General features: G+C 62.6%; 9 protein-coding genes and 3 pseudogenes. 1 reads left to right on the top strand and 11 read right to left on the bottom strand.

Annotated elements, in window-relative coordinates:
• Positions 1-137 precede the first annotated feature (137 nt).
• Both HDG32_RS23820 and HDG32_RS23815 read right to left on the bottom strand, forming a co-directional pair.
• Positions 138-1,439: an ATP-binding protein gene (locus HDG32_RS23820; RefSeq protein WP_260336577.1), complete on the bottom strand. Its 1,302-nt coding sequence runs from the start codon at positions 1,437-1,439 to the stop codon at positions 138-140.
• A gap of 474 nt (positions 1,440-1,913) precedes the next feature.
• Entirely contained in the window at positions 1,914-2,264 is a 351-nt protein-coding gene (locus HDG32_RS23815) for a hypothetical protein (RefSeq protein ID WP_184071171.1), read from the bottom strand.
• A gap of 329 nt (positions 2,265-2,593) precedes the next feature.
• Here HDG32_RS23815 and HDG32_RS36645 point away from each other — a divergent pair.
• Positions 2,594-2,725: pseudogene (locus tag HDG32_RS36645) on the top strand (IS3 family transposase); the annotation flags it as partial.
• 228 nt (positions 2,726-2,953) lie between these two features.
• Here the strand turns inward: HDG32_RS36645 and HDG32_RS36640 are convergent.
• From HDG32_RS36640 to HDG32_RS23770, 9 genes and pseudogenes are all read right to left on the bottom strand, one after another.
• A pseudogene (locus tag HDG32_RS36640) lies at positions 2,954-3,107 on the bottom strand (IS6 family transposase); the annotation flags it as partial.
• Positions 3,108-3,223: 116 nt separating this feature from the next.
• Positions 3,224-4,585, bottom strand: coding sequence for an amidase (locus tag HDG32_RS23805; RefSeq protein ID WP_184071167.1), 1,362 nt, complete (start codon positions 4,583-4,585; stop codon positions 3,224-3,226).
• Positions 4,586-4,605: 20 nt separating this feature from the next.
• The gene (locus tag HDG32_RS23800; protein ID WP_184039821.1) at positions 4,606-5,586 is read right to left on the bottom strand and encodes an ABC transporter substrate-binding protein; all 981 of its coding nucleotides are present in this window, start codon (positions 5,584-5,586) and stop codon (positions 4,606-4,608) included.
• A gap of 41 nt (positions 5,587-5,627) precedes the next feature.
• Entirely contained in the window at positions 5,628-6,422 is a 795-nt protein-coding gene (locus HDG32_RS23795; protein ID WP_409340055.1) for an ABC transporter permease, read from the bottom strand.
• Positions 6,423-6,478: 56 nt separating this feature from the next.
• The gene (locus tag HDG32_RS23790; protein WP_184071163.1) at positions 6,479-7,255 is read right to left on the bottom strand and encodes an ABC transporter ATP-binding protein; all 777 of its coding nucleotides are present in this window, start codon (positions 7,253-7,255) and stop codon (positions 6,479-6,481) included.
• Positions 7,256-7,307: 52 nt separating this feature from the next.
• Positions 7,308-8,618, bottom strand: coding sequence for an oxalate/formate MFS antiporter (gene oxlT, locus HDG32_RS23785; RefSeq protein WP_184071161.1), 1,311 nt, complete (start codon positions 8,616-8,618; stop codon positions 7,308-7,310).
• 112 nt (positions 8,619-8,730) lie between these two features.
• Positions 8,731-10,299: a gamma-glutamyltransferase family protein gene (locus HDG32_RS23780; RefSeq protein ID WP_311540337.1), complete on the bottom strand. Its 1,569-nt coding sequence runs from the start codon at positions 10,297-10,299 to the stop codon at positions 8,731-8,733.
• A 168-nt stretch (positions 10,300-10,467) separates the two neighbouring features.
• Entirely contained in the window at positions 10,468-11,214 is a 747-nt protein-coding gene (locus HDG32_RS23775) for a GntR family transcriptional regulator (protein ID WP_184044496.1), read from the bottom strand.
• A gap of 624 nt (positions 11,215-11,838) precedes the next feature.
• Positions 11,839-12,197 (bottom strand): annotated as a pseudogene (locus tag HDG32_RS23770) (GGDEF domain-containing protein); the annotation flags it as partial.
• Positions 12,198-12,291 lie beyond the last annotated feature (94 nt).

The raw sequence follows: 12,291 nt of genomic DNA, 5'->3' as shown, positions 1-12,291 counted from the left end.
CAACCTGAAAAATGGCCATCTCATCAAATGCTCACGCTGCCCTGCCCGACCCTTTGGGCGGGGCTCGAGCGTCACATTAAGTCGTAGTCCCTGCCACACCACGTCGACGGCGCAGTCATCGCGCCGACAAGTGCCCGTTAAGGAATGGGAATTTGCACCACGGCCTTGAGTCCGGACGGCGCATTCTGGAAGAGATCGAGCGTGCCGCCATGCTGCTGTGCGACGTGCTCCGCTATCGCGAGGCCGAGGCCGCTCCCGCCCTTTCGATCCGCCTCTGAGCCGCGCCGGAATGGTTGCTTTATCAACGACAGAAGCTCTTGAGGCAGGCCCGGCCCCCGATCCTCAACCGCAATCGTGACACTTCGCGCGTCCATGGTAGTCCGGACTGCGAGCCCGACCTGACCGTACACGACCGCGTTCTGCATCAGGTTCATCAACAGGCGCTGCATGCCCACCGGTCGGAACGCAACAGGTGGCAATTCCGCGAGCGACAGTTCGAACGTGCGACCGAGACCTGCATAGTCGGCGGCGAGCTGTTCGATCAGCGCGTTCAGATCGCCGTGCGTCGCCGGTTCGCTATCCCACCCACGGGCGAAATCGATAAACTGCTGGACGATCGTGTCGATCTCCTCGACAAAGCGTTCCGCACTGGCGGCCGGGGCCTCGAATGACTCCGGCGCGAAGATGGCCATGCGCAGCTTGGTCAGCGGCGTGCGGATATCATGCGATATGCCCGCAAGCATTTCGGCGCGCGTCGCTTCGAGATCTTCGAGCGTCGACGCCATCCGGTTGAACGCCTCCGCTACTGTTGCCAGCTCGCGCGGGCCACTCACGGGAACCGCTTCGGGCCAAACGCCACGCTCGATGGTGCCGGCAGCGCGCGCCAGCCGGCGCAGCGCCTGTTCGACCGGCCGGTGGATCAGATAGGCCCCAAGAGCAGGAAGGGTGGCCGCACTTAACAACAGGCCGATCAGCGCCCAAGGCAGCGTACTGCTCATGGCCGACGTTCCACGCAGCGCCACCCAGTACCGCACGTCCTGCACATGGAGACGCACCCAGATCCGGTGCCCGTCGCGCTCCCAGCGAAGCTGTTCGTCCGGGGCAAGTTCCGATGCCAGTCGACCGAAAAAGCGGTGCGCCATGTAGTCGGGAGGCAACCCGTCGCGAGCCTGTGGCGGCGGCAGTTCACCTTGGGGCGCTCCGTTCATTTCGAGCAGTTGCCGGTTTCGCTCGTCGTCCGGCAGTACTGACAACAGCCGGTCCAGGATCCGGATCTGCGATGCCACGAGCGCTGCGCCATCGTCAACTCTGGGCTTCTGGATAAAGTTCAGATAGACGGCAAAGACCAGGATCTGACTTGTCAGCATCAGTACAATCAACAGCAATACGTTGCGCGCGAAAAGGGAACCCCGCCATACCGACATACCGCTTCCTTTCATCTCGCTCTCTCGATGACCTGCTACGCAGGTATACATAAAACAGTCAGATGCCTTTTGCATTCGATTGACCAGTCCCGGGATCGCAGTGGGTCCTCTGCATCCTTGCCCGGGAAAGGCACTCATCCACTTGCGCGGTCGTGCCGTACAGCGCGTCCAAAAGGATGGCGGACGAATTGCCATAGCGTCGCGCGAGCTCCGCCAGATTCATTAGCGCCGCATGCGGCACTGTGCACTGCGATGCCAAGCTGTAAACGATGGTGAATTATCGCTGCGGGGGACAATCGTTTGGGTGCACGTCCATTCAGCCTCATGCACCCTCCAACCGTAAGTGCACCGAGGACGCCCAGCAGCACAAAGTCGGCAACCAGCAGACCGCGGCAAGCAGCGTTGGCGCCGAAGCGATGTGCTACATGGCATTGCTGCTTTGATGGACCGGGGTGATGTATCGCACGAGACGGGTTCGGCGCAGAGAATTCACGACCAGTGACCGGCCACCCAAACCCCACCTACCCAGTGACCAGGCATCCAGACGCGACGCGGCACCGTAACTACATACATCTCAGGACGACGCGGCATGACGACGACCGCCATGGGAGGTGGGGGCGCTGGCGCAACCGTCACAACCGGTGCGACTGCCGCCGGCACGGCGGCGGCTGCGTAACCGTTTTGCTCGACCACGGTCGGCGGCGCATAGACAGGTGTCGCCGGAACGACAGCGACGGGGGCCGGCACGGCGACACCGACGACCACGCCGGCGAATGCGGAAGCAGTCATGCATGTGAGCAAAGCCCCACCCACCAGCATGGCAAACGTTCGAGTTTTCATGAGCATCCTCCTTTACATAGAGGGCGCACGAAGTGGATTGCGCGCCGAGAAGAGAATGTACAGAGATCGCGACCTCAAATCTGTTGGAAAGGTGTGTCAAAAAATGTCACTTTGGCACTGGCGGGTGCATGACGATGATTGATTGCTCATGTAGCACTACGACACCTATCCGCCCCTGTTGGGACGAGGATATGGAGTTCTTTTCGAACCTTCACGGCTACTGCTGCTGATCGCATGGCGGCGCCAGAAGTGGCGCCGAGAGAATTCGGACAGGTCGGTAAGTGGAAAAGCTGGGACGTGAGTCGGTCATAATGGCCGGCAACAAGGAGCATCCGAACCGGATCACGGACTGGAAGAAGCAACTGCAGGAGCGTGTTGCCGAAGTGTTCGAGACGGGCCAGACATCGGCCGAGCCCCCGGTCGATGTGAAGGTGTTGCACGCGAAGATCGGGCAATTGACTCGTAAGCGGCTCAGCTGGGCCGTTCGTCCCGTTCGTCCATTCGCGCGCGGGTGAGGCATGATGGCGAACTGGAGCTGGCGGTCAACACGCAGATCAGCCTGAACTCGCTGACAACCTCGTGCCCTTGCGCCTGCCGGACAGCCAGTTGCTCGCGCACGACGAAAGCTCGGTCGACGTCGACGCGATCTGAACGCGTTGCTTCGATCCGGATGCCTAGGCCCTGTTCAATTTCTCTGGGGCCCGGAAGCCACGCATTCGGCGCTCGCGCTCGCGCGTCGGCTGATGACTGCTTTGCGCGGTTGTTGACACGAGCGCTCGCTTTGACGAACACATGCCTGACGTTCGCCAGTTCAGGGATATTGGCCTTCGCCGCCGGATAGCTGCTGCGAACACGGCTAGCGGAATTTACGAACACCAACACCGGCCGATGGGAAAGGCCAGCTCACCGGCCCCTCGGCGATATGCGGTTTTCGATTGCCCCCAGCCTTGCCTCTGCGCTCAGCCGTGCTGCTGAGCCACCGTCGCTTGCCAGCCAGTGCGCGCTTCCACCCACTCCGCCAACATCAGCAAATCCAGGTCGCCGTGAGCGGCGCCCACCAGTTGTGCGCCAAGCGGCAAGCCCGCCGGCCCGAATCCCACCGGAACGGTCACGGCCGGTACACCGAGGAACGTCCACGGTGCGCAGAACGATGCGTCGCCCGTATAGTCGAGTCCGCGCGGCGGCTCGCCCGTGGCCGGCGCGACCAGCAGCGCATCGAGCGCCATCGTGCGCGTCAGCCAGTCGTGAAAGCGATGCGCCATCGGCATCTGCGCCGCCTTGATCCTGGCGTAGGTGGTGACGGGCAGCTTGCGTCCCTCTTCGACGAGACCGCGCATTGCCTGGCTCACGAGCTCGGGCGTGCGGTCTACAAGTTCGCCGTGCGTGATGGCCGCTTCCACGGACATCAGTTTCAACGCATGCGCGGGCGTTTCGAAGATCTCGGCAGGCAGATCGACTGAGACTATCTCGGCACCGTCTCGCGCGAGCTGGGCCGCGAGCCTGTCCAGCGCGGCCTGCTGCGCCGGCTCGACTTCGCCGCCGACCTGTTTCGACAGCACGCCGATGCGCCGCGTCCCAGTGCCGCGCGTCGTCGCGGCAGTGTGCGGAACGTGCGGAACGTGCGAGACGTGCGGATCGGCTGCATCGGCCCCAGTGACGAGCGCCAGTGTGTAAGCTACATCGGCGACGCGCGTCGCGAACATGCCGACGTGATCGAGCGACCACGCCAGCGGCAACACGCCCGTGCGCGCGATCGCGCCAAAAGTCGGCTTGAACCCGACGATGCCGCAGTACGCCGCAGGCCGGATCACCGAGCCCTGGGTCTGCGTGCCGAGTGCGAGCGGCACGATGCCCGCCGCCACCGCCGCCGCGGAGCCACTCGACGAACCACCCGGTGTGTACCCGCCATTCCACGGGTTGACGGTCGCGCCCGGCTGACGCCAGGCGAATTCGGTGGTCACGGTCTTGCCGATAATCGACGCGCCCGCCGCACGCAGACGCGCCACCACCCACGCATCGTGCTCAGGGCGTCGGCCCTTGTAGGCGGGTGAGTTGAATTCGGTCGGCATGTCGGCGGTATCCAGAACGTCCTTCACCGCGACAGGCACGCCCGCCAACGGCGCCGTCGCATCGACGGCATTGACCGGCGCGATCTCCGGCAAATAGCAGAACGCATGCAATGACGCCTGCGATTCGCACGCGGCATCGTAGGCGCGCACGACGTACTGCGCGACGTCTGCATTGCCCGAGGCGACCTCGGCGCGAATCCGGGCGATAGTGGGAATCGGGGCGACGGTGGAAGAAGCAGGGAACATGGTCATGGAAGCGTCGGCAAACGGTGTCATTTCGCGGCAAGCGCCGGCTGAATGTAGCTCTGAACGATGAACCTATCGTAGCTGGGTTGCTGCTTCAGGTTGCCGAGCGCGATCTGCGTGTCCATCGCGACGGTCAGCGCTTTCGGCGTGATACCGACGTTCTTCGGATACACGCCTTCGTCCAGCATGCGCTTGACGGCTGCATCGACCACCACGGGATCGAGCGTCGGGAATTCCTTGCGAGCGATCGCCGCGGTTTCCGCAGGATGGCCCTGCATGAAAACCAGCGCGTTTTGCAGCCCCTTCACGAACCTCGCGGCCGCATCAGGATCGACGCTGCGTTTGGCGGAGATCGACGAGAACGCGTATTCGCCATAGAGCTTCGGAAAGCCGAGCACGACTTTCATGCCCTTCGCGACGGCCTGATCGAGACCCGGCTCATACATCACCGCGATCTTCGACTGACCGGCGACCAGCGGTCCGATCTCCGAGCCGAGCGGCACCTGAACCAGCTTGATGTCACTCTGGGACATGCCGTTCTCCTTCAACAGCTTGAAGAACAGCGACGTGCTCGTAGTCGGCATCTGTCCCGACACGACAACCTGATCCTTCACATCCTTGATGCCGCTGAACTTCACGTCCGGCGCAACCGCGATCCACACCGCCGCACCGTTCACGACGTTGGCGATCACGTCGACGTCCGCGCCCTTCTCGGCGGCCACGGCCGTCCACTCCGGCCCGTGCAGCGAGAAATCGGCGCTGCCCGACAGCACGGCGGAGAGCGCCGCGCTCGGGCTACCCGCCGTCTGCTTGCTAACGTCGAGTCCCTGCTTCTCGAAGAAGCCGCCGTCGATCGCTACATAGAGCGGCAAATACAGCATCGACTGGAACGCCTGCGAAATAGTCACTTTCTTGCCTGCGGCAAGCGCCGGCGTCGAAACAGCTGCAACGCTCACTGTTAAAGCGATGCTCAGCGCGGTCAGCGCCTTTCTTGCGGTTAGTGCCATCGTCTGTCCTGAGATGAAGTGGTTGGACTGCCGGAAATGGGTTAAACCTTGAGCGTGATGGTATTCGACGCCTGCCGCCACGGCAGCAGCTTGCGCTCGAGCAGGTCGATCAAAAAGTACAGAACGAAGCCGATCGCCATCAATACGAACAGGCCCGCCCACACGGTGTTGAGGTCATACAGGCTCGACGCTGTGAAGATCATGTGCCCGAGGCCCTTCTCTGACGAGATGAATTCGCCCACCACCGCGCCAACCAGACCGAAGCCGACGTTGATGCGAAAGGTGGAGATCACATAGGGTAGGGTGAACGGCACCACCACTTTCATGAAGACATCGTTTTTGTTCGCGCCGAGCGTGACAAGCAGCGCCTGCAAATCGGGATCGGCGTCTTTGGCCGCTTCATACGCGGCGATCAGCGCGACGATCGCGGTCAGCGAAATGGCCAGCGCGACCTTCGAGATCAACCCGGTGCCGAACCACAAGATCACGATCGGTGCGAAAGCGATCTTCGGCACACTGTTGATCGCGACGATGAATGGCTCGATCAGCCGCGCGACGAACGGCGAATACCACAGCGCGAGCCCGCACACCGATCCGACCGCCGTGCCGAACACGAAACCGAGAATGGCTTCGAAAAGCGTATAGCCGGTGTCGATAAAAAGCTGATGCGATTGCATGTCGCGCACGAGCGCCGCGAGGATTTTCGACGGCGAGCCGACGAGGAAATTCGATACCCAGCCCAGGCGCGCCGCCCCTTCCCAGATGGCGAAGAACGCAATCACGGCCGCCAGTTGCAGCAGCGAGCGGCCCCAGCCGCTGTCAAGTGCGTACCGCACGCGAGCCTTCGGTGCACGCCGTGCCGGTGCCGATTTATCGATGGAAATGGACTGTGTCATGCTGCCTTTACCTCCGTCTGAATATCGAGCTCGCCGCACAATGCATGAAAGTAACCCGCGAAGTTGGGGTCGCTGCGCGCACCGATCGGCGAGCGCGCGGCGATGTCGATGTCATAGATCTTCTTCACCTGCGAAGGCCGGCCGCCGAGCACGACCACGCGCCTGGACAACGCGACCGCTTCGTCGATGTCGTGTGTGACGAGCACCACTGTCTTATGGAACGTTTCGACAGCTTCCATCAACACGCCTTCCAGGTACAGGCGCGTCTGATAGTCGAGCGCCGAGAACGGCTCGTCCAGCAAGATGATGTCGGGATCGTTGATCAGCGTGCGGATGAGCGCGACGCGCTGACGCATGCCGCCCGACAGCATGCGGGGATAGGCATGTTCGAAGCCCGCGAGGCCATACGTGTTGAGGTATTCCATCGCCATGTCGAGCGCCTGAGCGGCCGGCATGTTCGACAGTTCCGGTCCGATCAGCACGTTTTGCAGCACGGTACGCCACGGCAGCAGCAGGTCGCGCTGCATCATGTAGCCGACCTTGCCGCGTAAGCCGTCGACGCTTTGCCCGCGATAGACGATATCGCCGCTATCCGCCTCGAGCAGGCCGGCGATCACGTTGAACACGGTCGTTTTCCCGCAGCCCGAAGGCCCGATGATGCTGACGAAATCGCGTTCGTGAATATCGAAGGTCAGACCGCCGAGGACGTCGACCGAGCCGAGTTTGTTCGAAAACGATTTGCGGATATTGCGTAAGGCAAGCTGAACGGGCATGTTTGTTCCTCGACGACGGTTCGGTGTGCATTGCGGCAGACGGCGGGCGGAGTCAAACGCCCCGCTGTGCGGCGAGAAAGCGGCGGCGCATCGGCTTAAGCACGGCAATGGCCAGCAGTGCGGTGGCGATGTCGAGCGTGATCGCGGTGGAGAACACCGGCTCCCAACTGCCCGCGTGCTGATGCAGCAATGCCGCGAGGGGGCCGCCGAAGATCGAGCCGATCCCTTGCGAGATGTAGAGCCAGCCGTAGTTCTCGGTGGCGTGACGCGTGCCGAAGGTGTCCGTCAGCGTCGCCGGGAACAATGAGAAGATTTCGCCCCAGCCGAAGAACACCACGCCCGACAGCAGTACGAATAGCACGGCGTTATCGCGCGTGAGCAGCCACAGCGCCATTGCTACGCCTTCGAGCGCGAACGCGAAGAACATCGTGTTCTCGCGCCCCACCTTGTCCGACACCCAGCCGAACAGCGGCCGCGTGAGTCCGTTCGTGAAGCGGTCGATTGTCAACGCCAGCGGTAGCGCAGCCATGCCGAACACGAGCACCCTGGTCACGCCGAAGTCGGCGGCGAAGGTGGCCATCTGCGAGGTGACCATCAGACCCGACGTGGACATCATGGTCATCATCGCGAACATCAGCCAGAAGAGCGGCGTCTTCAGTGTCTGCGACGGGCGAAAACTCGCGACCGTCGGCGCGGAAATGGAACCCGCGGAACCCGCGGAACCGGCGGCATCGTCGTGCGAAGGCGGCACGCGCAAACCCTGCGAAGCCAGCAGACCGACCACTGCGAACGCAATGCCGAACATCCACAGCGTGGCTTCGATGCCGCGTGTCTGCAGCGACGTGGCGATCGGGAACGTCGTGACGATCGCGCCCATGCCATAGCCGGCAGCCACCGCGCCCGCCGCGAAGCCGCGCCTGGTCGGGAACCAGCGCACCATCAGCCCCACCACGCCGACATACACAATGCCCGTGCCCAGCCCGCCGATCACACCGTAGGTCAGATAGAGCATCGGCGCGCTATGCACCTGCGAGGCCAGAATCCAGCTCAGGCCCGCCATCGCCGTGCCGATCGAGATCGGCATGCGCGGTCCGAAGCGGTCGATCAGCTTGCCCTGAAACGCCGAGAAAAACGTCTGCAATATGATCAGCAGCGAAAACGTGACTTGCAGTTCAGGTAGCGCTACGCCGAGTTTCGCGGCAAGCGGTTTGGTCATCAGCGTCCATACATATTGCGGACTCGAGATCGCCATCATGCAGACGAGACCCAGCCCCAACTGAAGCCAACGGTTGTCTGTCACGGTGGTCGAAGTGCTGCGGAGGTCCGCCGACGCTATGGATTGCGAGCGTGTGGGTGTGGTCATCGTAACTCCATTTACTGAGCAAATGCCTGCCGGCGCCCGGCAGACGTGCAGCGTCCTCCGGGCCTCAAAGGCCGGACCTGCAATCCGATTGAAAAAAAGCGCGCGTGTGCGTCTACCAGCCCGCGGCTGCCCCGTCACTGCGCGGATCGTAGCCCGCTTCAATCAATCCATCTGGATACCGAACGATTGCGCCGGCGTGTCCCATTGCCTCGTCGTAGGCCTGCATCGTCTCGACCTGGTGGCCGAGCGCTTCGAGCCGGGCCACTGTGCCGGGCGCGAAGCGCGCTTCGAGCTTGAGCGTGTCGGTCGACTGGCCCCAGGTCCGGCCCAGCAGCCAACGCGGCGCATCGATCGCGGCTTGCGGATTCCAGCCGAATTTCGCGATGCGTGAGAAAACCGCGCTCTGCGATTGCGGCTGGCCGTCGCCGCCCATGTTGCCGTAGACCATCGTACGGCCGTCGGCAAAACGTGCGAGCGCCGGGTTCAGCGTATGAAAAGGCCGGCGCAGCGGCATCAGCGGATTGCGTGCGCGCTCGTCGAGCGAAAAACTGCAGCCGCGGTTCTGCCAGTTGATGCCCGACCCCGCCAGCACGATGCCGCTGCCGAACTCGTGATAGATGCTCTGGATGAAACTCACCGCGACGCCGTTGCTGTCTGTCACGCCAAGCCACGCCGTATCGCCCGGCCCGCGACCGGCGCCCCACGGCGCGGCCTTCGTGATCGAGACTTGCGCGGCCATCGCGTCAAGCGCGGCCGGCTGCAGCAACTCACGCGGATCGACGCGCATGTAATCCGGGTCGGTAATCTCGGCGTCGCGCACGGCGAACGCCAGCTTGGTCGCTTCGACGCACGCATGCACGAACTCGGGACCAAGCGGGTCCATGTCCTTCGTCAGCACCCGATCGAGGATGCCCAGAATCAGCAGCGACACCAGCCCCTGGGTCGGCGGGGGCATGTTATAGATCGTGCCCAGCGAGTGCTTGAGCGCGAGCGGCGTTCGCAGGCGCGCCTCGTGCCGTTCGAGATCCGCAAGGCTCAGCAGGGAGCCCGCTGACTGCAGATCGCGGGCAATGCTACGTGCGAGGTCGCCCCGATAGAAGTCGTCGAAGCCCGCGTCGGCCAGACGTTCGAGCGTAGCGGCAAGACGCGGTGCGACGAAGCGCTCGCCGGTAACGGGCGCGGAACCGCCGGGTAGAAAGGTTTCGGTGAAACCCGCGATCGGGCGCAATTCGGCAAGGCGGCTCTCCACACACTGCGCCTGGCTGCACGTGACCGGCACGCCGTGCTTCGCGTAGTGGATCGCGTCTTCCAGCAGGCGTTTGACCGGCAGCCTGCCCCCGAGCGTTTCAGCCGACCAGCGCTGCGCGCGCTGCCAGCCCGACACCGTGCCGGCCACGGTATTGGCTGCGAGCGGGCCGCGCACGGGAATCGCCGCCAGTCCGCGCGCGCGGTATTCGTCGATTGTTGCGGCCAGCGCCGCCGCGCCACATGCTTCGATGCCGACCGGCTCGGCGCCGGGACGGGAGATCAGCCAGAAGCCGTCCCCGCCTATGCTGTTCATGTGCGGATAGACGACCGCGATGGTCGCGGCGGCGGAAATCATCGCTTCGACGGCGTTGCCGCCTTCACGCAGGATGGCGAGAGCGCTCTGCGCGGCGAGCGCGTGGGGCGCAACCGCCATGCCGCGGGTTCCGCGGCCCGGATTCAGGAATTTGGATGCCATGGGAGCAATAGAGGTTTGCTTGTATACATACCCATCTCTATGCGAAAACCGTGCCATCAGCCAGAATTCCCGCAGAGGCTGACTGCAGAAGGAGCTTAAAAGCTCGAGCCGCTCCAACGTATGTTGCTAGATGGTGCCGCGCAACCTTGGTGGTGCATAGGGAGCGCTGTGAGGCTCCAATGCGGTGCGGGCGCGTTGCAGGCGCTCGGTCGTCAGCGTGCGCACCTCCGCCCTGCTCCCTTCTATGTGCCGTCCCAGCAACTCGACGGCACTGTCCGCCGCAAGATTGCGGATGGCCGCGAGAATTGCAATGTGTTCGTCGTAAGTGTCATCGATGCAGTCACCATAGACGAGATCGAGCCGCCGCACCACGCGGATGCGGTCGGTCACGCGCTGCATGGCCGCGCTCAACTCGGCGTTGCCGGCGGCGACGACCAACGCCTCGTGAAAGGCTTCGTCGAGTGCCACCATCTCGCGGCCATCGCGAACGCGCTGTGCGTGAGGAACGTTCCAGATGCGCTCGAGCCGCTCGAGCATCTGCAAGGCGGTCGCGGATAAGGCGCCGTCGACCCCAAAGAACCGGCTGACCGAAAACGTCTCGATCAGCTTGCGCATTTCGTATAGATCTTCGAAGCGCTTGAAATCGATCGGCACGACTTCCCAGCCGCCGCGCACATAGCCGCGCATCAACCCGTCGCTTTGGAGGCGCTGCAGCGCCTCGCGCGCCGGTGTGCGGGAAACGCCGAAGCGATCCGCGATACTGCCTTCGGTCATACGATCGCCGGGCAGCAGGCGCATGTCGAAGATATCGTCGCGCACGCTGAAATAAACATGGTCAGCGCGCGATGAGGGAGATTGGGTTGTGTCTTTCACGCATGAGCCTGGAATTGACGGGTCTTTTCGGCAGTGACTATCGGCTAGCCTCAAAACATCCGTCAACGGAAATTTAATCTGCCGGCGACTCGGGCGGACGCCGCCATTGTAGGCGTCAGTAACAAACTTGAATCGGACAGGTGCCGTATGTCGAGAAGCTGGGTAATACGGATGCTGCAAAGCTGAGGGCGCATGGAGTACTCCGCAGTCCGGGGCGCGCCGGGCGCGCTTCTGGCCAGCGAGAAATGCTCCTGCAAGCTGATGATGCTCATCGCTTAGCGTGGCGGAAAGCTGCGCTGCTAGCGTCGTGTCGAGCACGTGCGATGCACTCTGACGCAGAACCGTATTCATGATCTTCCTGGTCTCCCGAAGGGCGTTGTGTGGCTGGGCGAGCAGCTTGTCAGCGAGTTTCAGGGCCTCGTCCATCAACTGTCCGGAGGCAACTATGCGATTCCGCTAGTCCATACCCGACCGCCTGTTGCCCGCTAATCAAAGGGGTTTGCGCGAACGGCATCGCACCCGGCACCTTCAAGACAGAGATGGCGCGTTCACAATGGGAAGATCCCGCGATGGTCGCCTGGTACGAACAGCTCAACCCGTCAAAGCCCTTCGGCGACGTCGATGAAACAGCAAGGAGAACTCCGAGCCATTTCGCTTCACCGTGCTCCATTCCTTCGCCAGGATTTCGTCAAGAGTGCGTCGGTTGTTCAAGCCAGTCAGCACATCCGTACGTGCAATCAAACGCAGTTCATCCTCTGCCTGTATCCGGCGACGAAGCTGAGCCGCAAGTGAAAACGAAAGCGCAATAAACACAGCCCCAAAAAGATGCACATGAGCGATCCGATTGTGATTGCACGTGTGCGTCAAAGCGCGTACATATCACGCTCGGCCGCGGCGACCATTATGATCAGAGGTAGCCCCGGAAAATTCTTGAACCAATAAAGGCGGCGCACACCGTCAATCGATGCGATTTCACTAAAGCTGGCTCTTTTGAAAATGCAGTGGGTAACGGGGCTCACGAGGCATGCGGGTTGAAGCCGGAGAAATCGAGCTTGCCAGCAACGAGAAAGAGGACCG

It is taken from the genome of Paraburkholderia sp. CI2, from assembly GCF_014201055.1.
GTDB lineage: Bacteria > Pseudomonadota > Gammaproteobacteria > Burkholderiales > Burkholderiaceae > Paraburkholderia > Paraburkholderia tuberum.
This window is presented reverse-complemented; position numbering and strand designations above follow the sequence as displayed.

Bases quoted from the DNA above. Each gene is read 5' to 3' on its own strand.
- HDG32_RS23820 (WP_260336577.1), bottom strand. From the start codon at position 1,439: ATGAAAGGAAGCGGTATGTCGGTATGGCGGGGTTCCCTTTTCGCGCGC.
- HDG32_RS23815 (WP_184071171.1), bottom strand. From the start codon at position 2,264: ATGAAAACTCGAACGTTTGCCATGCTGGTGGGTGGGGCTTTGCTCACA.
- HDG32_RS23805 (WP_184071167.1), bottom strand. From the start codon at position 4,585: ATGACCATGTTCCCTGCTTCTTCCACCGTCGCCCCGATTCCCACTATC.
- HDG32_RS23800 (WP_184039821.1), bottom strand. From the start codon at position 5,586: ATGGCACTAACCGCAAGAAAGGCGCTGACCGCGCTGAGCATCGCTTTA.
- HDG32_RS23790 (WP_184071163.1), bottom strand. From the start codon at position 7,255: ATGCCCGTTCAGCTTGCCTTACGCAATATCCGCAAATCGTTTTCGAAC.
- oxlT (WP_184071161.1), bottom strand. From the start codon at position 8,618: ATGACCACACCCACACGCTCGCAATCCATAGCGTCGGCGGACCTCCGC.
- HDG32_RS23780 (WP_311540337.1), bottom strand. From the start codon at position 10,299: ATGGCGGTTGCGCCCCACGCGCTCGCCGCGCAGAGCGCTCTCGCCATC.